The following is a 19,754-nucleotide window of genomic DNA, read 5'->3' as shown; positions in this document are numbered from 1 at the left end:
GGTCGACGGCGGCCGCCGGATTGACGGCTCAGCCTTCGGCGCCCGGTGCGGCCTCGGCACGATGCCTGCGGATCGCCTCGGCGATGAAGATGCGCGACAGGGCGTGGTAGAGCGGCTCGTGCGACACGATGCGCGCCGTGCCGTAACCCAGCATCGACGCCAGCATCAGCGCGATGACGTTGTCGTGGTTGCCGGTCATCTCCAGGATGATGACGAAAGCCGTCATCGGCGCCTGCACCACGCCGGCGAAATAGCCGGCCATGCCGAGCAGCGAGGCGATGCCGATGCTGGAGCCGAAGGCTATGCCGAGCGTGCTGCCAAGTCCCGCTCCCACGGCCAGCGACGGCGCGAACAGACCGCCCGGAATGCCCGAGACGGTCGACAGCACGCCGGCCGTCAGCTTGGCGCCGAAGAAATACCACGGGAGCGGAGCACCCTCGATGGCACCGCGCGCCTGGCTGTAGCCGGTGCCGAACGTCAGCCCGCCGGCTGCCAGCCCGATGACGGCGACGCCGAGCCCGCATAGCGCGGCGACGACCAGCGTGCGTTTCAACGGCTGCAGCGTGTTCCAGCGCCGGATCCGGCGCGTCGCCTTGAGCGTCAGCCACGAGAACAGCGCGCCGAACCCGCCGCCCACGACGCCGCAGGCGATCACCAGCGGCCAGTCGGCAAACGACACGCTGTCCTTGGCGACGCCGAAATAGGTGTAGTTGCCGACCAGTCCCAGGGAGGCAAGGCCGGCGAAGATCACTGCCGTCAGCACAAGCCCGTTGGTGCGTGCCTGGTAGGTACGCCCCATCTCCTCGATGGCGAAGACGATGCCGGCGAGCGGCGTGTTGAAGGCAGCCGCCACGCCCGCCGCCGAACCGGCCAGGATGAGCCCCCGTTCCTGCGCGATGCCGCCCCAGCGCGCCGCCTGCAACATCACGGAGGCTCCGACCTGCACCGTCGGTCCCTCGCGGCTGATCGAGGCGCCGCAGAGCAGTCCCAGCAGGGTGAGGCCGATCTTACCGACCACCATCTTCAGCGAGAGCAGGCGGCTACGATCCTCGTCGGAACGAAGATGCCGTGCCGCGATCGCCTGGGGGATGCCGCTACCCTGCGAATTGGGGAAGCAGGTGAAGGCGAGCCACGCGCAGGCGACGAAGCCGAGCGGCGTGACGACCAGCGGTAGCCAGCCGCGCCAGCCATGGCCGTCATTCACCAGCATGTGGAAGCCGAGTTGCGCCAGATCGGCCAGCTTCGCGAAAAGGACGCTGATAAGGCCGACGGCGATGGCGCCGCTCCAGAACACCAGGCGGGGTTGCCAGACGCGGCGCGAGCCCCAGAGCACGCGCGTGCGACGCAGCATGGGATATTTGCGGGGCGGGACTGCCATCGTCGAAGCTGCCTGTTTCGGCGAGCGGTAACACAGCTCGAAAGCGCGTTGAACCCATCAACGGCTCGCGATGGCTGACGCCGCCGGGACCGCCGCTTCCTCCGGCCGATGACTCTTCCGCCAACCTGTGCTATGCGCCGCGTTTTCCGTGCGCCCGGTGCTGAAATCGGCCGCAAATCGCTTATATTGGGCCGGCCATGTCCCTTTCCCTCGATCTTACCAACCCGGACGCGCGCGCAGCGCTTGCCCGTCCCGTCGTTGCCGAAAAACCCCCGCTGATCGGCCTGACCCGGCCCGAACTGGCCGCGGCGCTCGTCGCCGCTGGCATCGTGCCGGAAAAGCAGGCGAAGATGCGCGCCAGCCAGCTCTGGCACTGGCTCTATGTGCGCGGCGTCTCCGATTTTTCCCTGATGTTCAACATCTCCAAGGACCTGCGCACCGCGCTCGACCGGCATTTTTCCATTGCACGGCCGGAAATCGTCGAGGAGCAGATCTCCACCGACGGCACCCGCAAATGGCTGTTCCGGTTTCCGCCGCGCGGCGCCGGCCGGCCGGTGGAGATCGAGACGGTCTACATTCCCGAGGAAGGTCGCGGCACGCTGTGCATCTCCAGCCAGGTCGGCTGCACGCTGACCTGTTCCTTCTGCCACACCGGCACGCAGAAGCTGGTGCGCAACCTGACGGCCGAGGAAATTCTCGCCCAGCTGCTTTCCGCCCGCGACCGGCTGGGCGACTTCCCCGACCGCGACACGCCGGCCGGCGCCATCGTACCAACCGAGGGGCGGAAAGTGTCCAACATCGTCATGATGGGCATGGGCGAGCCGCTGTACAATTTCGAGGCGGTGAAGAAGGCGCTGCTGATCGCCTCCGACGGCGACGGGCTGGCGCTGTCGAAGCGCCGCATCACGCTTTCGACCTCGGGCGTGGTGCCGGAAATCTACCGCACGGGCGAGGAGATCGGCGTCATGCTGGCGATCTCGCTGCACGCCACCAACGACGACCTGCGCGACCTGCTGGTGCCGATCAACAAGAAGTTCCCGCTGAAGGAGCTGATCGCAGCCTGCCGCGCCTATCCGGGCCTGTCCAACGCCCGCCGCATCACCTTCGAATACGTCATGCTGAAGGACGTCAACGACAGCCTCGACGACGCCCGCGCGCTGGTGGCGCTCTTGAAAGGCATTCCGGCCAAGATCAACCTGATTCCCTTCAATCCCTGGCCGGGCACCAACTACCAGTGCTCCGACTGGGAGACGATCGAGCGCTTCGCCGACTTCATCAACAATGCCGGCTACGCCTCGCCGATCCGCACGCCGCGCGGCCGCGACATCCTCGCCGCCTGCGGCCAGTTGAAGTCGGAATCGGAGCGCATGCGGAAAGTGGACCGGCTGGCGCTCGAAGCGATGATGATCGCGGGACACGGCGAGGCGTGAGCGCCGGCGCCACCGGAGCGCAAGGCGACAGGCCCGGCCGGCTGCGGTCGGCCCTCTTGAAACTGTTGCTGATCGCCGCCGGCTATGTCCTTGCCGTCGCGGTCGCCACCGTGGTGACGGTGGCGTTGCTGTTTGCACCGTCGGCGATGTCGAGCGGCACGTTGGCGGGTGTCCGCTTCGCGCTGACCGACGCGCCCGTCATCGTCTTCGTCGCCTTCTTCTGGACGTTCTTCTGCGCCCTGCCGGGCTTCATCGTCGCGATCACGCTCGGCAAGCGGCTGGGCTGGCGGCGCTGGCGCAGCTACGCCTTCGCCGGGCTGGCGGATGTCGTCCCGTCCTTCCTCATCTTCGGCATCTACAGCGGCTCGCTGCTCGGCATGATCGAGCCGTTCCTTGCCGCCCTTCCCGGCGGCTTCGCCGGCGGCGCGGCCTATTGGGCGGGCGCGGGACGCTTCATCGCCGCGCGCCAGCGAGCGATGGAAACATGAGCGGCGTCCTCGCCTGCCTGCTGCGCCTCGTCGTCATCCTGGCCGGCTATGTCGCGGCCTCCCTGTCGGCGAGCGCTTTCCTGCACGCCATCGTCTTCGCCTGGGCCGGTTTCGAGCCCGGGGACGCACCGGCTTTGGTGGCCGGTTCGCTGATCTTTTCGGTCCCCTTCGTCGCCCTGTTCGTCGCCTATTTCGGCTTCATCCCGTCGGTCGCGGTGGTGCTGGTCAGCGAGTTTCTGGCACGGCGGGACTGGCTCACCTACGCGCTCGGCGGCGGTGCGGTCGCCGCCGTCTTCCTCGCCTTCCTGTATCAGGCATCCGATCCCGGTCTCGAGGCCGCAAGCCCCCGCGTGATGGCAACGATCCTCGGCAGCGGCATCGTCGGCGGCATTTTCTACTGGCTGGTCGCCGGCCGCACGGCCGGGTCGTGGCGGGCGCCCGCCGCTATTTCGCCTGGGCCGTGAGGATCTTCAGCGCGAAGGCGGAAAACACGCCGGCGAACAGATAATCGACCACGCGGGTGACCCGCGGGCTCGCCTTCATCGCCGCGGCGAAGCGTTCGGCCGCCAGCACCATCGGCGCCGTTACCACGACCGACACCGCAACGAACAGGGCGCCTAGGAAGAACAGCTTGCCCGGCGCATGCGGATCGTGCGCGGAGACGAATTGCGGCAGGAAGGTCATGAAGAACAGGATGACCTTGGGATTGAGCAGGTTGACGCCGAGGCCGGCCATCCAGCTCCTCAACAGCGAGATGCGCGGACCGGCCTTTGCCTCCGGCGAGAAGGCCGAACCCTTCGTCAGCGCCTGCCAGGCGAGAAAGACGAGATAACCGGCACCGAAAATCTTCAGCACGAAAAAGGCCATCGGCGAGGCGACGATCAGTGCCGAGATGCCGACCACCACCAGCGTCGTGTGGACCAGCGTGCCGAACAGGGCGCCCGACATCGAGGCGAAGCCCGTGGCGCGGCCCTGGGAGAGCGTGCGCGAGACGAACAATGTCATGTCCGGTCCCGGCGTGATTGCCAGGATGACGCTGGCGATGGCGAACTGGACGAGAATGGAAAGGTCGGGAATGAAGGTCACGGGAGGCAACCGGAATTGGAGCGAGCGCCGGATCGGCGCCCGCTTTCTCTAGCCGAAAATCACTAGCTGATGAAGTAGCTTTGCGTGCCGTGCGCCTCGATCGCTTCGGCCAACCGGCTCAGCGCATGGACATAGGCGGCCGTGCGCATGGTGATGCCGCGCGACACCGAAAGCTCGCGGATCGCCCGGCCCTCGCGCTCCATGATGGTGCGCAGCTTGGTGTGGATTTCCTCCAGCTCCCAGTAATAGCCCTGCTTGTTCTGCACCCACTCGAAATAGGAGACGGTGACGCCGCCGGCATTGGCGAGGATATCGGGAAGCACAACGACGTCGCGCGAAGCCAGGATCGCGTCGGCCTCCGGCGTGACCGGTCCGTTGGCCAGTTCCAGCACCAGCCTGGCCTTGACGGTCGCGGCATTGTGCTCGTGGATCATGTTTTCAAGCGCGGCGGGAACGAGGATGTCGCAATCGGCGCCGACGATCTCGTCGGCGGCGATGGCCTCATGGCCGTGCCGGCCGGCCGTCGTCACCACCGAATGGCCTTCGGCCTTGGCGGCCAGCAGCGCCTCGACGTCGAGGCCGCCGGCAGCGGCCACCGCGCCGCCGGAATCCGAAACCGCCACGATCGAATGGCCGTCGGCCGCGAACAGCGAGGCGATATGCTGGCCGGCATTGCCGAAGCCCTGGATGGCGATGCGCAGCTTGCCCTTGAGGCCGAGGTCGCCGGAGAGATGCCGCACCAGATAGTAGCCGCCGCGCGCGGTGGCGTCGCCGCGCCCGAGCGAGCCGCCGAGCGCGATCGGCTTGCCGGTGATGACGGCCGGCGAGGCCTGCCCGACGATCTCGGAATATTCGTCGGCCATCCAGCCCATGATCATGGCGTTGGTGTAGACGTCCGGCGCCGGAATATCGCGGTCCGGCCCGATGATGCGCGAGAAGGCCTGCATGTAGGAACGCGACAGGCGCTCGAGCTCGGCCTTGGAGAGCTGGCGCGGATCGACCTGCACGGCGCCCTTGCCGCCGCCATAGGGCAGGTTCATGACCGCGCATTTGAAGGTCATCCAGAAGGCCAGCATCTCGACTTCCTCGACCGTGGCGTCGGGATGGAAGCGGATGCCGCCCTTGGTCGGGCCGCGCGTGTCGTCGTAGCGGCATCGCCAGGCGAGGAACGATTTTCGCGACCCGTCGTCCATGCGGATCATCAATCGGACCTTGGTGGTTTCGCGGGCGTATTTCAGCTTCTCGATGACGTCGGGATCGACGTTGATATGCTTGGCCGCCTCGTCGAGACGGGAGAGGGCGCTATCGAGAAGGTTGCCTTGCGACATGGTCATTCCTTGCGTGATTTCCTGCTTTTCATGGCGAGGGGATGAGGCGGCCGGACGGCCGCGCCCTGAATTGCACACAAGCCGCGCCCTTAACAATGCCTCAATCGCCTCTATTGGACCATTTGCGTAATTTTCCGGCTGTTTGCGCATTCGTGGTGCAACTTTCGATACCGGCCCGAACGCTTGCCGCGCGGCGCTTTCCTGCTATGAAGTGCGCCATCCAAACACGCGCTGAACGGTAACGGACTTCCCATGGCCAAGCTGAAAGACGTCAAGAAGGTCGTGCTCGCCTATTCGGGCGGCCTCGACACCTCCATCATCCTTAAATGGCTGCAGACCGAGCTCGGCGCCGAAGTCGTCACCTTCACCGCCGACCTCGGCCAGGGCGACAGCGACCTGGAGCCGGCGCGCAAGAAGGCCGAGATGATGGGCGCCAAGCAAATCTACATCGAGGACGTGCGCGAGGAATTCGTGCGCGATTTCGTCTTCCCGATGTTCCGCGCCAACGCCGAATACGAGGGGCTCTACCTGCTCGGCACCTCCATCGCCCGGCCGCTGATCTCCAAGCGATTGGTCGAGATCGCTCGCGAGACCGGTGCCGACGCCGTGGCACACGGCGCCACCGGCAAGGGCAACGACCAGGTCCGCTTCGAGCTTTCGGCCTATGCGCTGAATCCGGACATCAAGGTCATCGCGCCGTGGCGCGACTGGTCGTTCAAGTCACGCACCGACCTGCTCGACTTCGCCGAAAAGCACCAGATCCCGATCGCCAAGGACAAGCGCGGCGACGCGCCATTCTCCGTCGACGCGAACCTTCTACACTCCTCCTCCGAGGGCAAGGTGCTGGAGGACCCGTGGGTCGAGCCGCCGGAATTCGTCCACCAGCGCACCATCTCGCCGATGGACGCGCCGGACGCTGTGACCGAAATCGAGATCGAGTTCCTGAAGGGCGACCCCATCGCCCTGAACGGCAAGGCGCTGTCGCCGGCGGCGATGCTGGCGGCCCTCAACGACCTCGGCCGCGACAACGGCATCGGCCGCCTCGACCTCGTGGAAAACCGCTTCGTCGGCATGAAGAGCCGCGGCGTCTACGAGACGCCCGGCGGCACGGTTCTGTTGCAGGCGCATCGCGGCATCGAGTCGATCACCCTCGACCGGGGCGCGGCGCATCTCAAGGACGAATTGATGCCGCGTTATGCCGAACTGATCTACAACGGCTTCTGGTTCTCGCCCGAGCGGCTGATGCTGCAAGCCCTGATCGACAAGAGCCAGGAAGACGTCGAGGGCACGGTGCGCCTGAAGCTCTACAAGGGCAACGCCATCGTTTCCGGCCGCAAGTCGAAGAAGTCGCTCTACCGCAACGACCTCGTCACCTTCGAGGACGATCGCGGCGCCTACGACCAGAAGGACGCCGAAGGCTTCATCCGGCTGAATGCGCTCAGGCTCAGGACGCTGGCGGCACGCAACCGCGGCAACTGAGGCGGCACGAAGCTGCCTTTCCTTTGCGGCAGCCTTTATGTTAATCCGGGGTCATCCCCGCAACCCAAGACGGGCATCAGGCCATGGACAAGTTCACCAAGCTCACCGGCGTCGCCGCACCCTTGCCGATCGTCAATGTCGACACCGACATGATCATCCCCAAGGATTATCTCAAGACGATCAAGCGCACCGGCCTCGGCACCGGCCTGTTCGCCGAGATGCGCTACAACGAGGACGGCTCGGAGAACCCGGATTTCGTCCTCAACAAGCCGGCCTACCGCAAGGCGCAGATCCTCGTCGCCGGCGACAATTTCGGCTGCGGTTCGAGCCGTGAGCACGCACCGTGGGCGCTGCTCGACTTCGGCATCCGCTGCGTCATCTCGACCTCGTTCGCCGATATCTTCTACAACAACTGCTTCAAGAACGGCGTCCTGCCGATCACCGTCAGCCCCGAGGATCTCGACAAGCTGATGGACGATGCCTCGCGCGGTGCCAACGCCACCATCTCGGTCGATCTCGAAGCCAAGGAAATCCGTGGCCCGGACGGCGGCGTGGTCAAGTTCGACCTCGACGACTTCAAGCGCCACTGCCTGCTGAACGGTCTCGACGATATCGGCCTGACCATGGAGAAGGCCGGCGCCATCGCCTCCTTCGAGAAGCGCAACGCGGAAGTCCGCCCCTGGGCGTGATTTTCGGCGCGACACGGCGTGCCGGCCAAGTCTAGGAGACGTGTCATGACGCGGTTGTTTCTTGCCGGAACCTGCGCGGCGGCGCTTTTCGTCTTCTCGGGCATTGCTGCGCATGCCCAGCAGGCGGCGGACCCGGCGCCCGCCGCCGAGCCCGCGCCAAACGACGCCGTGGCCGGAGGCGAGCCGCCGACCTCCATCGATTTCGAGGGCGGCAAGCTCACCATCACCCAGCAGGAAGAATACGGCGAAAAGACCCTTGCCTATGACGGCAAGGAACTGGCGAAGAACTACCAGGTGAATTTCGACAAGGTCGTCACTGTCGGCGGCGTCAACGTGGCGCTGGTGGCGGTCGGCAACGGCGGCAATGCCTGCGGCCCGGCCGAAGTGCTGGTCTGGAAGCCGAAGGGCGGCGAAATCCAAAGCATTGCCATCGGCGAGGAAGAATGCGGCGCACCGCCGGCCTCCGTGTCGGACGATCGCATCGTCTTCCTGCCCTACCTGTTGCCCGGCGACACCGCGCTGGTGCAGACGTGGTCGCCCGAGGCCGGGCTGACCACGGCGGGTGAGCTTTCCTTCTCGCCCGAGCCCAATACCGGGTGGAAGGATTTCAGCCCGTCGAAGCTGAGCAGCATGCTCGACGCTTTCAAGAATGCCGAAATCTACCGGATGAGCCGCAAGCTGCTCGGCGAGCATATGTCGGAGGTCGTCGTCGGCCTCAGCGTCAGCGGCGCGCCCGAGGCGACCAAGATGGGGCTCGTCTTCGGTAACGGCTGCACGCCGCACGCCTGCGGCGTCGCCGATTCTTTTATGGCGATCGATACGAGAAACAAGGCCGTCTATTTCGCGCATCAGGGCGAAAAGGGTGTGGACACATGGCCTGCATTGAAGCGCTGGCCGCCCGCCATTCGCGGCCTGATGACCACCGCGCTCACGCCGCCGAACTGACGCGATGCGCAAGCTGATCTCCACCGGCTCGCCGTTCGAGAAGACCGCCGGCTATTCCCGCGCCGTGGTGCAAGGCGACTGGTGTTTCGTCTCCGGCACCACCGGCTACGACTATGCCACCATGACCATGCCCGACACGATCGAGGCGCAGACCCGCAACTGCCTGGACACGATAACCAAAGCACTGAAGGAAGGCGGCTTCGAGCTGGCCGACGTCGTGCGCGCGCACTACTACATCACCGACCCGGCCGACGTGGACACGGTCTTCCCCATCCTGGGAGAATATTTCGGCGACATCCGCCCGGCCGCCACCATGATAACCTGCCAGCTAAACAAGCCGGAAATGAAGATCGAGATCGAGGTGACGGCACTCAAACGGGGTGCGGCATGACCGTGCGCCGCATTGTCGCCAACATCGCGACCGACGACATGGAGGCCGCGAAGCGCTTCTACGGCGATCTGCTCGGCCTCGATGTCCTCATGGATATGGGTTGGATCGCCACATACGGTTCGGGCGAAAGGATGACGGTCCAGCTGAGCTTCATGGAAGAGGGCGGCTCCGGCACACCGGTGCCTGACCTTTCCATCGAGGTGGACGACGTCGAGGCTGCGCTCAAAGGCATGAAGGATGCCGGTTTCCGGATCGAATACGGCCCGGCCGACGAGCCATGGGGCGTGAAACGCTTCTACGTGCGTGACCCGTTCGGCCGACTGGTCAACATTCTCTCGCACGCCTGAAGCAGGTCCCCCCGAAAGTGGCACCGGTTTCGGGATAAAGACATGCGTTAAAAGAGAGACCGGGCCGGGCTTCTATTTGTTGCGCGCGGCCACGAAGGAAGCGGCGTCCGCCAGCATTGCCGCGTGTGCGCCGTAAGGTTCGAGCAGTGCGCGCGCCTGCGCGACCAGTCCGGCAAGCTGGCGCCGCGCCCAGTCTTCCCCATGCAGGGCGGCCAGCGTCGCCTTGCCGGCGGCTGCGTCCTTGCCCGTCGCCTTGCCCATGGTCCCGGCGTCGGCGGTGAGGTCGAGAAGATCGTCGGCAAGCTGGAAGGCCAGGCCGATCGCCGAGCCGAACTCGGCCAGCCGCTCGCGCTCGGCCGCCGGCGCACCGGCGACGATGGCGCCGGCCTCACAGGCGAAACGGATGAGCGCGCCGGTCTTCATCGCCTGCAGGCGGATGATGCCGGCTTCGTCCGGCGGTGCGTCGGCTGCCTGCAGATCGAGCATCTGGCCGCCCGCCATGCCGCCGGCCCCGGCGGCGCGCGCCAGCGCAAGCACCAGCGCCGCCCGACGCTCGGCCGCAAGCTGCGTCGCCTCGTCGGCGACGATATCGAAGGCCAGCGTCAGCAGCGCATCGCCGGCCAGGATGGCGGTCGCCTCGTCATAGGCCTTGTGCACGGTCGGCTGGCCGCGGCGCAGGTCGTCGTCATCCATCGCCGGCAGATCGTCGTGGATCAGCGAATAGCAATGCACGCATTCGAGCGCCGCCGCCACGCGCGCGGCCGCCTCGCCGTCGGCTGAGAACAGCGCCGCACTTTCCATCACCAGGAAGGGACGCAGCCGCTTGCCGCCGGCGAGCACGCCGTGCTGCATCGCCGCTATCAGCCGTTGCGGCCGGGCGATTTCGCCGGCCAGCGGCCGCTGTTCCAGCACCTGCCGAAGCACCGCCTCCACCATCCGGGCGCGCCGCCGAAGCGCCTCGTCGAAGCCTGCCTGATCGAACGCCGTATCGTCGTCTTTCGCCATGGCCGCGAGCGGTAGCCGACACTCAGACATTGCGCAAGCAGCCAACCGCCTTTATGCCGGTAGGGGGTTTGATCGAGGTTGAACGGGTTGGCGGAACCGATCAGCGACCAAGGGGCCGAAGGGCTGGAGATGGCGTCGAGAGCAAAGCGCGGCAGCCGCGCCGGTGCCCGGCGCTGGGTCAGGCGTATCGTGATGACGGCGCTGGCACTGGCGCTCGTTCCCGTGGTTCTGACCGTTCTCTACGCGCCGTCCTTCGTCCATCCCGTCTCGACGCTGATGCTGAAGGACCTCGCCACCTTTTCCGGCTACGAGCGGCGCTGGGTGTCGCTCGACGATGTGGCGCCCGTGCTCGCCAACTCCGTCATCATGTCTGAGGACGGCCAGTTCTGCTTCCACCACGGCATCGATCTCGGCGAGCTGAGGGGCGTCGTGGACGACGCGCTGGCCGGCGAGGCGACGCGCGGCGCCTCCACCATCACCATGCAGACGGTGAAGAACCTGTTTTTGTGGTCGCGGCCGCTGGCGAGCCTGCGCAAGCTTGCGGAACTGCCGCTGGCCGTCTATTTCGACGCCGTGCTGTCGAAGCGGCGGATCCTGGAAATCTACCTGAACATCGCCGAATGGGGGCCGGGCATCTACGGCATCGAAGCGGCCGCGCAATATCATTTCGGCGTTTCGGCGAAGAACCTGACCCGCCGGCAGGCCGCCCTTCTGGCCGTCACCTTGCCCAATCCCTATGAGCGCAACCCGGCCAAGCCCGGTCCGGGGCTCAGGCGGCTCGCCCACCTGATCGAGCGGCGGGCGGCGAAGTCCGGCGGCTATGTCGGCTGCCTGCAATAGGCTGGCGCGGTGCGGCAAAAAAATTCGCGCCGGCGCTGGCCAAAACGGCGCAGGCCGTGTATAGGCACGCCACTTTCTTCTGGAAATCCGGCCCGAAAGCGGCCCTTTCACGAGGGCAATGACGGGCTTTGACCGAATTGATGGAGCATATCCATGGCCGTTCCGAAACGCAAAACCTCCCCCTCCAAGCGCGGCATGCGCCGTGCGGCCGACGCCCTCAAGGCGCCGACCTATATCGAGGACAAGAACTCCGGCGAGATGCGCCGCCCGCACCACATCGACCTGAAGACCGGCATGTATCGCGGTCGCCAGGTGCTGGAGCCGAAGGAAGGCTGATAGCCTCCTTTCAGGACTGGATAGCGCGGGACCGGCCCCTGGCCGGTCCTTTTTGCGTTTCCCGCCATGTGCCGTGCGGCACGGGTTCGCCATAGAACATCTTGACGCCGGCCGGTGCCGGCGGTCTACAGGGCCGACCAAACCGGAACCTTCCGATGCTCGCCAGTATCCCGCTGCTGATCGTCCCCTTCATCCTCTACAATCTCGGGCTTGCCGGCCTGTTCGGCGGCGGCGCCGATCCGTGGGCGAACGAGATCTTCTCCGTCTCCATGATGTCGGGCGGCGTCTTCTCCATGACGCTCGGCGACCTGATGGCGTTGATCGGCCTTGCCTTCTTCTTCATCGAGATCCTGAAGTCGACGCGCACTTCGAACGCCTCGATCCTCGACCATCTTTTGTCCACCTTCGTCTTCGTCGCGTTTTTGGTGGAATTTCTGCTGGTCAGGGGCGCCGCACACTCCGTCTTCTTCATCTTGATGGTGATCGCGCTGATCGACGTGCTGGCCGGCTTCTCGGTGTCGATCCGCTCGGCCGGACGCGACGTCAATCTGAGCTGAGGCAGGCCGCTGCCGGGCTCAACCCGGATCGGCCGTGAATCCGGCCGCCTCGATGCCGGCGATCGCGGCCGCCTCGTCGTTCTCCGAGGAATCGCCGGATATGCCGACGGCGCCGAGGATCGTGCCCGCGCCGTCGCGGATCAGCACCCCGCCGACAACGGACAGGATCTTGCTGCCCGACACGTCGGAAATGCCGGCCATGAGATGCGGCCGGTCCTTGGCGAAGGCTTCCAGGCGGCGGCCGCCCATGCCGATCGCCACCGCGCCGTAGGCCTTGCCGGCCGACATCTGCGGCCGCAGGAAGGATGCGCCGTCCTGGCGCTGGAAGGCGACGAGGTGGCCGCCGGCATCCAGTACGGAAACGCCAAGCGGCCGTAGCCCCAGTTCCACGCCCTTGGCGAAAGCGGCATCGATGATGGTCTTGGCGGCGGCGAGGGTCAAAGCGGTCATGCAAATATCTCCGTTGCAAAGCGATGATTGGATATGCCGGTGAGATAGGTAAGCGTCGCCGGCATTGAAACAGCTTCGCCCGCGAGACGGCTGAAGCTTTGCGGAAATATGCTGCCGGCGCGTCGCCTCAGGCCGTGACCGCCGCCGTCTTCCGGGCAACGACGGCTTCATAAGCCGCCTGCAACTCGGCGCGCACCGTCTCCCCGACGGGCTTCTGCGCACCGATACCCAGATGTTCGTGCCGCAATTCGTCCATGAACCGGTCCCACAGCACCGGTCCGCCCTGCTCCAGCAGTTCGGCGCGGATCGACAGCTCCTCGCTGACCGGCAGCCAGACCCGCCCCCAGGCGCCGAGCTGCGCCATGATCGGCACGAGCTGGATCGACATTTCCGTCAGGCTGTAGATCGCCTTCTGCTTGTGCGTGGGATCGTCGGCCTTGGTCAGCATGCCGAGCTCGAGCAGGCGCCTGAGGCGGTCGGCCAGGATGTTGGAGGCGATGCCCTCCATCGAATGGTTCAGCAACTCGCGGAAATGCCGCCGGCCGCCGAAGATCATGTCGCGCAGGATGATCAGGCTCCAGCGGTCGCCGAACACTTCCAGCGACAGGTTGATGGGGCAGCCGGAGCGTCGGTCAAGCGGCATCGATGCATCTCGCGGAAAAACCAGTTGCAAGATAGGATCGGTGACCGGGTGACGCAAGCCGTGGCGGCTTCACCCTTCCCAGAACTGATCGAGCCAGATGTTGAGCTTGAGGAAGCCGGAACCGCTCACCGCGTAGAGGCGGCGCGTGCCCTGGCTTTCGGCGCTGACCAGCCCGGCGTCGAGCAACACCTTCAGGTGCTGGGAGACCGCCGGCCGCGATACGGGCAGGCCCGACGCCAGTTCACCCACCGTCTTCGGGCCGCGCCGCAATTCCTCCAGCAGGTAGCGACGGTGGGGATCGGCGATGGCGACGAAGGCATCTGGCGTCATGCCTCATTTGTGAGGCAAAGTTACGGAAATCTCAACCTCCGGTTTCGGGTTTCGTGCGTGGGTCGAGACGCGCCGCTTCCGGCGTCAGCGTCCGCTCGGCAGGCTGCGTCTTGAAGGCGTCGCGATCCTCGATCGGTACCGGTGCGCGGGCCTTGATGCGCAGGAGCGTGTAGCCGGCGAGCGAAAGATGCGCCAGCGCCGTGGCCAGGAACAGCCCTTCGGGCCGGACCCAGTCCATCAGCCCGGCAGCCAGCATCGGCCCGATCATGGTGCCGAAGCCGTAAAGCAGCAGCAGGCCGCCGGACACCTTGACGAAATCCTGCGCGTCGGCGTGGTCGTTGGCATGCGCGACGGCGACGGAATAGAGCGTGTAGGCGAAAGCGCCGTAGCAGGCCGCAAAGGTGAGCACCAGGGCGCCCGTCCGCGGCTGGAACAGGAAGATGAGAAGCGCGAACAGCGCCGCACAGAAGGCGGCTCCTGCCAGCACGTAGCGCCGGTCGGTGCGGTCCGACAAGCGCCCGGCCGGCAACTGCATGACGGCGCCGGCGATGACGACGAGGCTCATCATCAGCGCGATCGCCGCCGTCGAGATGCCGACGCGCGCGCCGTAGACCGCACCCAGCGTTCCCCAGGCGCCGTTGGCGACGCCGATCAGCAGGCAGCCGACAGCCGAGACCGGCGAGTTGGCGTAGAGGCCCTTGAGGTCGAGCTTGACGTCCTGCAGGGGCTGCGGCGTCGACTGGGTCGACACCGCCGTCGGGATCAGCGACAGGCAGAAGAAGATGCCGGTGATCATGAACAGCGAGGCCGAGTGCACGTCGCCGCCGGCGACGATCATCTGGCCGCCCATGATCGAGGCGTAGGTGACCATCATGTAGAGGCCGAAGACGGTGCCGCGGTTCTCGTTGGTGGCCTTCTCGTTCAGCCAGCTCTCGATGATCATGAAGGCGCCGGCCATGGTGAAGCCGGTGAAGGCGCGCAGCACGATCCAGGCGTATTCGTCGATGATGAGGCCCGTCAGCAGCGCGATGATGGCGCCGGCGGCGGCGAACGTGCCGAAGGCGCGCACATGGCCGGCGCGGCGCACGATGCGCGGCGCGAAGAAGCAGCCGGCGACGAAGCCGCTCGCCCAGGCCGTGCCCATGAGGCCGAGCGCGGTGGTGGAGAACCCCTCCACCTGGCCGCGCAACGGCAGCAGCAGGCCGTGCAGGCCGGAGGCGGCGAGCAGGAAGGCGGTGCCGCGAAGGAGGGAAAGGATCGGTCTGTAGGCTGCGAGCATCGGAGGTCCGTCTGGAGAATCGGTGCACCCACGTCACAATAGGCGGTTTAGGGCTTTTCGGCGGCGGCGATACGACACCTGGAATTCTTTTTGACGCATGATGTTTTCCGAAAAGTCTGCAACTTTTCGGCATCACACTCTAGCGGCGAAACAGCGCCTCGGCGGCCGACTTGGTGGCGCCCTTGGCCTGCAGTTCCCCCTCCAGCCGGGCGATCTCCTCGCGCAGCAGACCTATGCGTTCGTTGAGATCGGCGACGGACAGCAGCGAAAGGTCCTGGCCGATTTCATGCGCTTTCGGCTTTTTCCTCGGTTCGTCTTCAAAGATCGCCATCGCGGCTCTCCGATTGCCTGTTTGCCTGACGCGCCGGGCAGCATACATAGGGCGTGGGCCGGGTGCAAAAGGCAGACAAAAGACGGCGAAGGGGACAGAGGAAAACATGGCAGGCGCACAGACAATTCCGGCGAAGATGACGGCGGTGGCGATTTCCCAGCCCGGCGGACCGATGGTGCTGAAACCGGAAAAACGCGACGTGCCGCAGCCGGGACCGGGCGAGATCCTGATTCGCGTCCATGCCGCCGGCGTCAACCGGCCCGACCTCCTGCAACGCAAGGGCGCCTACCCGCCGCCGCCCGGCGCCTCCGACCTGCCGGGCCTCGAAGTGGCCGGCGAGGTGGCGGCGCTCGGCGAGGGCGCCCCCCGATGGCGCATCGGCGACCAGGTCTGCGCGCTGACGCCGGGTGGCGGCTATGCCGAATACGTCACCGTGCACGCCTCCAACGCGCTGGCGCTGCCGGCGGGCTTCACGCTGACCGAAGCCGCGGCCATGCCCGAAACCTTCTTCACCGTCTGGCACAACGTCTTCGAGCGCGGCGGCCTGAAGGAAGGCGAGACACTGCTCGTCCATGGCGGCTCGTCCGGCATCGGCACCACCGCGATCCAGCTTGCCAAGGCCTTCGGCGCCCGCGTCATTGCCACCGCCGGTTCGGCCGAGAAATGCGAGGCCTGCGTCAAGCTCGGCGCCGACAGCGCCGTCAACTACCGCGAGCAGGATTTCGTCCGCGCCGTCAAGGACGCCACCGACGGCCGGGGCGCCAACGTCATCCTCGACATGGTCGGCGGCGATTATGTCAGCCGCAACTACGACGCCGCCGCGATGGAGGGCCGCATCGTCCAGATCGCCACCATGGGCGGTGCCATGGCCAATGCCGACATTTCAAAGCTGATGGTCAAGCGGCTCGTCCACACCGGCTCGACGCTGCGGCCGCGCACCGTCGAGTTCAAGGGCGCGGTGGCCGCCGCCCTCGAAGCGCAGGTCTGGCCGCTGCTCGCCACCCGCCGCGTCGCCCCCGTCATGGACATGATCTTCCCGCTCAAGGAAGCCTGGCGCGCGCACGAGCGCCTCGAGGAAGGTGAGCATGTGGGGAAGATCGTGCTGGATGTCGGGTGAGAGAGCGCCGGCTTCTCCTCCCCTCGAGGGGGTGAGAAGCGGTCCGCGTAGCGGACGAAAAGCCAATTGCTTGGCTTTTCGAGCTACGAACGCCCGGAGCGATAGCGGAGGGCCGTGGCAGGCCGCAGGCCTGACGGGAGGGGTCACCTCCACCGCTCCGACGTTATGAAGCCCTCGTCTTACGATCAGCGACCCCTCCCACCGCCCTTCGGGCGGCGTCCTTCGGACCCCCTCAAGGGGGAGGGGGAGAGTCGGCGCGCTTCATCCTCGCCACGCTGCCTTTCGGCCCTGGCCATTGTCAAAGAACAGACCTCGGTGGGTTGAGGTCGGGAAGACGGCGGTCGTCGGAACGCTGCCGAATTTTATAAAACTGCGATCCGAAGACCGCCGTCCGGCGATTTCTGTTCCCGTCCGTTCCGCTTCACCACGGCACACGATGAAGGCATTTGCGCCGCCACCGGCCGAAGCTTAAAGCGCTCGTCCAGCGCGCGGGGACCGTAATATCCCCAGGGGAACCCTTGGACGGAACCTCCCCGGCTGATCGCCTACGTTTGACGACCGGCGGAGGCGCCGGCTCCCCGCCACGCAATCACCGTCATGACCGGTGTTCCCGCGCGGGAAGCTGGGGCCGAGTATGGGACGGGTTTGAAAGACGGGGATAGATTTTCTTCGCAAAAAGCATGCGAAAAAGCCCGCCTCCTTCCGGAAGCGGGCTTCGCAATTTTTCAACGCCGTAGCGGACTACGCCGCCGGCTGCGCCTCGATGGTGCGCAGCGACTGCGCCTGCCGCCTGGCGGCGGCCTTGACGGCGTCCTGCACCTTTTCGAAGGCGCGCACCTCGATCTGGCGCACGCGCTCGCGGGAGATGTCGAACTCGGACGACAGTTCCTCCAGCGTCAGCGGCTCCTCGGCGAGGCGCCGCGCCTCGAAGATGCGGCGTTCGCGATCATTGAGCACCGAAAGGGCGCCCGACAGCATGCCGCGCCGATTCTCCAGCTCGTCCTGCTCGATCAGCATGGTCTCCTGGCTGTCATGGTCGTCGACCAGCCAGTCCTGCCATTCGCCGCTCTCGCCCTCGGTCGCGCGGATCGGCGCGTTGAGCGAGGCGTCGCCCGACAGGCGGCGGTTCATCGACACCACCTCCTCCTCGGAGACGTTGAGGCGGGTGGCGATCTCGGCGATCTGGTCGGGCTTCAGGTCGCCGTCGTCGAGCGCCTGGATCTTGCCCTTCACCTTCCTGAGGTTGAAGAACAGGCGCTTCTGGTTGGCGGTCGTGCCCATCTTGACCAGGCTCCACGAGCGCAGGATGTATTCCTGGATCGAAGCCTTGATCCACCACATGGCATAGGTGGCCAGCCGGAAGCCGCGCTCCGGCTCGAACTTCTTGACGGCCTGCATGAGGCCGACATTGCCTTCCGAGATCACCTCGCCGATCGGCAGGCCGTAGCCGCGATAGCCCATGGCGATCTTGGCGACGAGCCGAAGGTGGCTGGTGACGAGCTTGTGCGCGGCGCTGGTGTCGTCATGCTCCTGATACCGCTTGGCGAGCATGTACTCTTCCTGCGGCTGCAGCATGGGAAAGCGGCGGATTTCTTCCAGGTAGCGGGACAGCCCGCCTTCACCGGAAACGATACTGGGTAGTGTCTGGGCCATGATGAGCGCCCTCCTCTCGTGAGATAGCCCCCAAAACGCGGCGGGCTTATGACGCGGCACCCCGAAATGCGTGCGCGCGACGAACCGGACTATACAGGAACAAAACCAGAAAAGACAGCTTTTGTTCAACGTGAAACAATCTGTCACGCCAAAGTGAACAAAGCGAGTCAAGTTTATTGATGGCGGGTTCAGGAATTGCGAAAGGCGCCGGCCAGTTCCTCCATGTCGTCCGGCAGCGGCGCCTCGAACCGCATCATCAGATGGGTATCGGGATGCGAAAATTCAAGGAGGCGGGCATGCAATGCCTGTCTGGGAAACGCCTGCACCGTGGCGCGCAACGGCTCGGGCAGGCGGTTCGCCTTGGTGCGGAAGGCCTGGCCATAGTCGCGGTCGCCGACCAGCGGATGGCCGATATGGGCCATGTGGACGCGGATCTGGTGGGTACGGCCGGTCTCCAGCCGGCATTCGACCAGGCTTGCCGGGGCGAAATCCTTGCGGCCTTCGCCGAACCGTTCCTCGACCGCGTAATGGGTGACGGCATGGCGGGCGTCGTCGCGCGCCTCGGGCACCACGGCGCGCCGGATGCGGTCCGCCGCGCGGCCGAGCGGCGCGTCGATGGTGCCGACGGCGGGGGTCGGGACGCCCCAGACCAGCGCGACATAGGCGCGGCGCAGATCGCCGGTGCGGCCGTGGTCGGCGAAGGCTTCCGACAACACCCGGTGCGCATGATCGGTCTTGGCCACCACCATGACGCCGGACGTGTCCTTGTCCAGCCGGTGGACGATGCCAGGACGCTTCACCCCGCCGATGCCGGACAGGCTGTCGCCGCAATGGTGGATCAGCGCGTTGACCAGCGTTCCGGTCCAGTTGCCGGCGCCGGGATGCACGACCAGCCCGGCCGGCTTGTTGACCACGATCAGCGCGTCGTCCTCATAGAGGATGTCGAGAGGGATCGCCTCGCCCTGCGGCTCGGCCGGCTCCGGTTCCGGCACCTCGACCGTGACGGCGTCGCCGGCGGCGAGCTTGTGTTTCGGCTCGAAGACGGTCTTGCCGTTGGTGGAGACGGCCCCCTGCTTGATAAGCGCCTGCACGCGGCTGCGTGACAGGGCGGGGGCAAGCTGTGCCGCCAGCCACTGGTCGAGCCGCTGGCCGGCCGCGCCGGCGTCAGCCGTCAGCGTCCTCGGCACCCCTATCAATTCGTCCGGTCGTTCGTTATGAGCGCTCATCTTTTAAGAACCGCTGGATATGCCATGGCCCGGCCCGCCGCCGACGATGAAGACGAAAAGCCGCTCGATCCGAGCATCGACAGGCTGCGCCGCAAGCTCATCCGCTTCATGGGCATCAACCTCGGGCTGATCTTCCTCGCCCTTATGGTGGTGGTGGGCGCCCTTGTCTACAAGTCGTACAGGACGCCGCCGGCGTCAGCGCCGGCAAGCGATATCCCGACGCCGGACGGCCAGCCGGCCAGCGGCGACATCGTGCTACCGGTCGGCGCGAAAATCGTGTCGCAGTCGATTTCCGGCGACCGCATCGCCATCGACGCCGAACTGGCCGACGGCAGTCGCGCCATCTTCGTCTACGACATCGGCGAGAAGCGCATGATCGGCCAGTTCGCGCTGCGCACGCAGTAGGGCAACGACCAGGCACAAACC

At 66.0% G+C, this 19,754-nt stretch carries 24 protein-coding genes; 13 read left to right on the top strand and 11 right to left on the bottom strand.

Annotated elements, in window-relative coordinates:
- Window positions 1-28: 28 nt before the first annotated feature.
- Entirely contained in the window at window positions 29-1,378 is a 1,350-nt protein-coding gene (locus E6C48_RS12435) for a chloride channel protein (protein ID WP_136357623.1), read from the bottom strand.
- A gap of 197 nt (window positions 1,379-1,575) precedes the next feature.
- Here E6C48_RS12435 and rlmN point away from each other — a divergent pair, with 197 nt between their 5' ends.
- Genes rlmN through E6C48_RS12420 form a run of 3 tightly spaced genes read left to right on the top strand, consistent with a single transcriptional unit; the run spans window position 1,576 to window position 3,760 of the window.
- Window positions 1,576-2,808 carry a 23S rRNA (adenine(2503)-C(2))-methyltransferase RlmN gene (gene rlmN / locus E6C48_RS12430; protein ID WP_136357621.1) on the top strand — a complete coding sequence of 411 codons (1,233 nt, stop codon included), beginning with the start codon at window positions 1,576-1,578 and terminating at the stop codon, window positions 2,806-2,808.
- Complete coding sequence (locus E6C48_RS12425) at window positions 2,805-3,296, top strand: hypothetical protein (RefSeq protein WP_136357619.1); 492 nt, start codon at window positions 2,805-2,807, stop codon at window positions 3,294-3,296. Before rlmN ends, E6C48_RS12425 begins: the two co-directional genes overlap by 4 nt.
- Window positions 3,293-3,760 carry a hypothetical protein gene (locus tag E6C48_RS12420; RefSeq protein ID WP_136357617.1) on the top strand — a complete coding sequence of 156 codons (468 nt, stop codon included), beginning with the start codon at window positions 3,293-3,295 and terminating at the stop codon, window positions 3,758-3,760. The genes E6C48_RS12425 and E6C48_RS12420 overlap by 4 nt, the downstream gene beginning before the upstream one ends.
- On the opposite strand, the gene E6C48_RS12415 is transcribed toward E6C48_RS12420, so the two are convergent.
- Together E6C48_RS12415 and E6C48_RS12410 are read right to left on the bottom strand one after the other, a co-directional pair.
- The gene (locus E6C48_RS12415) at window positions 3,741-4,382 is read right to left on the bottom strand and encodes a LysE family translocator (RefSeq protein WP_136357616.1); all 642 of its coding nucleotides are present in this window, start codon (window positions 4,380-4,382) and stop codon (window positions 3,741-3,743) included. The genes E6C48_RS12420 and E6C48_RS12415 overlap by 20 nt on opposite strands.
- A gap of 62 nt (window positions 4,383-4,444) precedes the next feature.
- The gene (locus tag E6C48_RS12410) at window positions 4,445-5,710 is read right to left on the bottom strand and encodes a Glu/Leu/Phe/Val family dehydrogenase (RefSeq protein WP_136357763.1); all 1,266 of its coding nucleotides are present in this window, start codon (window positions 5,708-5,710) and stop codon (window positions 4,445-4,447) included.
- Window positions 5,711-5,962: 252 nt separating this feature from the next.
- Here E6C48_RS12410 and E6C48_RS12405 point away from each other — a divergent pair, with 252 nt between their 5' ends.
- The 5 genes from E6C48_RS12405 (at window position 5,963) to E6C48_RS12385 (ending at window position 9,561) form a co-directional block, all read left to right on the top strand.
- The gene (locus tag E6C48_RS12405; RefSeq protein WP_136357614.1) at window positions 5,963-7,189 is read left to right on the top strand and encodes an argininosuccinate synthase; all 1,227 of its coding nucleotides are present in this window, start codon (window positions 5,963-5,965) and stop codon (window positions 7,187-7,189) included.
- Window positions 7,190-7,272: 83 nt separating this feature from the next.
- Window positions 7,273-7,878: a 3-isopropylmalate dehydratase small subunit gene (leuD, locus tag E6C48_RS12400; RefSeq protein ID WP_136357612.1), complete on the top strand. Its 606-nt coding sequence runs from the start codon at window positions 7,273-7,275 to the stop codon at window positions 7,876-7,878.
- Between the two features lie 45 nt (window positions 7,879-7,923).
- Window positions 7,924-8,823, top strand: a complete 900-nt coding sequence (locus E6C48_RS12395; RefSeq protein WP_136357610.1) for a hypothetical protein — start codon at window positions 7,924-7,926, stop codon at window positions 8,821-8,823.
- 4 nt (window positions 8,824-8,827) lie between these two features.
- Entirely contained in the window at window positions 8,828-9,214 is a 387-nt protein-coding gene (locus E6C48_RS12390; RefSeq protein WP_136357608.1) for a RidA family protein, read from the top strand.
- Window positions 9,211-9,561, top strand: a complete 351-nt coding sequence (locus E6C48_RS12385; RefSeq protein WP_136357606.1) for a VOC family protein — start codon at window positions 9,211-9,213, stop codon at window positions 9,559-9,561. Before E6C48_RS12390 ends, E6C48_RS12385 begins: the two co-directional genes overlap by 4 nt.
- Before the next feature lie 72 nt (window positions 9,562-9,633).
- Here E6C48_RS12385 and E6C48_RS12380 read toward each other — a convergent pair whose 3' ends face one another.
- Complete coding sequence (locus tag E6C48_RS12380; protein ID WP_136357604.1) at window positions 9,634-10,566, bottom strand: polyprenyl synthetase family protein; 933 nt, start codon at window positions 10,564-10,566, stop codon at window positions 9,634-9,636.
- A 78-nt stretch (window positions 10,567-10,644) separates the two neighbouring features.
- Here E6C48_RS12380 and E6C48_RS12375 point away from each other — a divergent pair, with 78 nt between their 5' ends.
- The 3 genes from E6C48_RS12375 (at window position 10,645) to E6C48_RS12365 (ending at window position 12,299) form a co-directional block, all read left to right on the top strand.
- Entirely contained in the window at window positions 10,645-11,406 is a 762-nt protein-coding gene (locus tag E6C48_RS12375; protein WP_136357602.1) for a transglycosylase domain-containing protein, read from the top strand.
- Window positions 11,407-11,559: 153 nt separating this feature from the next.
- Complete coding sequence (gene rpmF, locus E6C48_RS12370) at window positions 11,560-11,742, top strand: 50S ribosomal protein L32 (RefSeq protein ID WP_136357600.1); 183 nt, start codon at window positions 11,560-11,562, stop codon at window positions 11,740-11,742.
- A gap of 155 nt (window positions 11,743-11,897) precedes the next feature.
- Window positions 11,898-12,299, top strand: coding sequence for a hypothetical protein (locus tag E6C48_RS12365; RefSeq protein ID WP_136357598.1), 402 nt, complete (start codon window positions 11,898-11,900; stop codon window positions 12,297-12,299).
- Window positions 12,300-12,317: 18 nt separating this feature from the next.
- On the opposite strand, the gene E6C48_RS12360 is transcribed toward E6C48_RS12365, so the two are convergent.
- From E6C48_RS12360 to E6C48_RS12340, 5 genes are all read right to left on the bottom strand, one after another.
- On the bottom strand, window positions 12,318-12,749 hold the full coding sequence (locus tag E6C48_RS12360; protein ID WP_136357596.1) for a GlcG/HbpS family heme-binding protein: 432 nt from the start codon (window positions 12,747-12,749) through the stop codon (window positions 12,318-12,320).
- 127 nt (window positions 12,750-12,876) lie between these two features.
- On the bottom strand, window positions 12,877-13,392 hold the full coding sequence (locus tag E6C48_RS12355) for a winged helix-turn-helix transcriptional regulator (protein ID WP_136357594.1): 516 nt from the start codon (window positions 13,390-13,392) through the stop codon (window positions 12,877-12,879).
- 69 nt (window positions 13,393-13,461) lie between these two features.
- Window positions 13,462-13,722, bottom strand: coding sequence for an ArsR/SmtB family transcription factor (locus E6C48_RS12350; RefSeq protein ID WP_136357592.1), 261 nt, complete (start codon window positions 13,720-13,722; stop codon window positions 13,462-13,464).
- 31 nt (window positions 13,723-13,753) lie between these two features.
- Complete coding sequence (locus E6C48_RS12345) at window positions 13,754-15,001, bottom strand: MFS transporter (protein ID WP_136357590.1); 1,248 nt, start codon at window positions 14,999-15,001, stop codon at window positions 13,754-13,756.
- Between the two features lie 139 nt (window positions 15,002-15,140).
- On the bottom strand, window positions 15,141-15,332 hold the full coding sequence (locus E6C48_RS12340) for a DUF1192 domain-containing protein (protein ID WP_136357588.1): 192 nt from the start codon (window positions 15,330-15,332) through the stop codon (window positions 15,141-15,143).
- A gap of 106 nt (window positions 15,333-15,438) precedes the next feature.
- Between E6C48_RS12340 and E6C48_RS12335 the strand changes: the two genes are divergently transcribed.
- Entirely contained in the window at window positions 15,439-16,449 is a 1,011-nt protein-coding gene (locus tag E6C48_RS12335; RefSeq protein WP_136357586.1) for an NAD(P)H-quinone oxidoreductase, read from the top strand.
- A gap of 741 nt (window positions 16,450-17,190) precedes the next feature.
- On the opposite strand, the gene rpoH is transcribed toward E6C48_RS12335, so the two are convergent.
- Both rpoH and E6C48_RS12325 read right to left on the bottom strand, forming a co-directional pair.
- Window positions 17,191-18,102, bottom strand: coding sequence for an RNA polymerase sigma factor RpoH (gene rpoH, locus E6C48_RS12330; RefSeq protein ID WP_136357585.1), 912 nt, complete (start codon window positions 18,100-18,102; stop codon window positions 17,191-17,193).
- Window positions 18,103-18,290: 188 nt separating this feature from the next.
- The gene (locus tag E6C48_RS12325) at window positions 18,291-19,328 is read right to left on the bottom strand and encodes an RluA family pseudouridine synthase (protein WP_136357583.1); all 1,038 of its coding nucleotides are present in this window, start codon (window positions 19,326-19,328) and stop codon (window positions 18,291-18,293) included.
- 24 nt (window positions 19,329-19,352) lie between these two features.
- Here E6C48_RS12325 and E6C48_RS12320 point away from each other — a divergent pair, with 24 nt between their 5' ends.
- Entirely contained in the window at window positions 19,353-19,733 is a 381-nt protein-coding gene (locus tag E6C48_RS12320; protein ID WP_136357581.1) for a fimbrial protein, read from the top strand.
- Window positions 19,734-19,754 lie beyond the last annotated feature (21 nt).

This window comes from Ollibium composti, assembly GCF_004801285.1.
Taxonomy (GTDB): Bacteria; Pseudomonadota; Alphaproteobacteria; order Rhizobiales; family Rhizobiaceae; genus Mesorhizobium; species Mesorhizobium composti.
Note: the sequence above shows the minus strand (reverse complement) of the source record. Positions and strands in the feature narration are given on the sequence as shown.

Coding starts and splice junctions, on each gene's coding strand:
- rpoH (WP_136357585.1), bottom strand. CDS start 18,102: ATGGCCCAGACACTACCCAGTATCGTTTCCGGTGAAGGCGGGCTGTCC.
- E6C48_RS12435 (WP_136357623.1), bottom strand. CDS start 1,378: ATGGCAGTCCCGCCCCGCAAATATCCCATGCTGCGTCGCACGCGCGTG.
- E6C48_RS12420 (WP_136357617.1), top strand. CDS start 3,293: ATGAGCGGCGTCCTCGCCTGCCTGCTGCGCCTCGTCGTCATCCTGGCC.
- E6C48_RS12410 (WP_136357763.1), bottom strand. CDS start 5,710: ATGTCGCAAGGCAACCTTCTCGATAGCGCCCTCTCCCGTCTCGACGAG.
- E6C48_RS12395 (WP_136357610.1), top strand. CDS start 7,924: ATGACGCGGTTGTTTCTTGCCGGAACCTGCGCGGCGGCGCTTTTCGTC.
- E6C48_RS12390 (WP_136357608.1), top strand. CDS start 8,828: ATGCGCAAGCTGATCTCCACCGGCTCGCCGTTCGAGAAGACCGCCGGC.
- E6C48_RS12345 (WP_136357590.1), bottom strand. CDS start 15,001: ATGCTCGCAGCCTACAGACCGATCCTTTCCCTCCTTCGCGGCACCGCC.
- rlmN (WP_136357621.1), top strand. CDS start 1,576: ATGTCCCTTTCCCTCGATCTTACCAACCCGGACGCGCGCGCAGCGCTT.
- E6C48_RS12380 (WP_136357604.1), bottom strand. CDS start 10,566: ATGGCGAAAGACGACGATACGGCGTTCGATCAGGCAGGCTTCGACGAG.
- E6C48_RS12340 (WP_136357588.1), bottom strand. CDS start 15,332: ATGGCGATCTTTGAAGACGAACCGAGGAAAAAGCCGAAAGCGCATGAA.
- E6C48_RS12405 (WP_136357614.1), top strand. CDS start 5,963: ATGGCCAAGCTGAAAGACGTCAAGAAGGTCGTGCTCGCCTATTCGGGC.
- E6C48_RS12355 (WP_136357594.1), bottom strand. CDS start 13,392: ATGCCGCTTGACCGACGCTCCGGCTGCCCCATCAACCTGTCGCTGGAA.
- E6C48_RS12320 (WP_136357581.1), top strand. CDS start 19,353: ATGGCCCGGCCCGCCGCCGACGATGAAGACGAAAAGCCGCTCGATCCG.
- E6C48_RS12365 (WP_136357598.1), top strand. CDS start 11,898: ATGCTCGCCAGTATCCCGCTGCTGATCGTCCCCTTCATCCTCTACAAT.
- E6C48_RS12335 (WP_136357586.1), top strand. CDS start 15,439: ATGGCAGGCGCACAGACAATTCCGGCGAAGATGACGGCGGTGGCGATT.
- E6C48_RS12350 (WP_136357592.1), bottom strand. CDS start 13,722: ATGACGCCAGATGCCTTCGTCGCCATCGCCGATCCCCACCGTCGCTAC.
- E6C48_RS12325 (WP_136357583.1), bottom strand. CDS start 19,328: ATGAGCGCTCATAACGAACGACCGGACGAATTGATAGGGGTGCCGAGG.
- rpmF (WP_136357600.1), top strand. CDS start 11,560: ATGGCCGTTCCGAAACGCAAAACCTCCCCCTCCAAGCGCGGCATGCGC.
- leuD (WP_136357612.1), top strand. CDS start 7,273: ATGGACAAGTTCACCAAGCTCACCGGCGTCGCCGCACCCTTGCCGATC.
- E6C48_RS12360 (WP_136357596.1), bottom strand. CDS start 12,749: ATGACCGCTTTGACCCTCGCCGCCGCCAAGACCATCATCGATGCCGCT.
- E6C48_RS12385 (WP_136357606.1), top strand. CDS start 9,211: ATGACCGTGCGCCGCATTGTCGCCAACATCGCGACCGACGACATGGAG.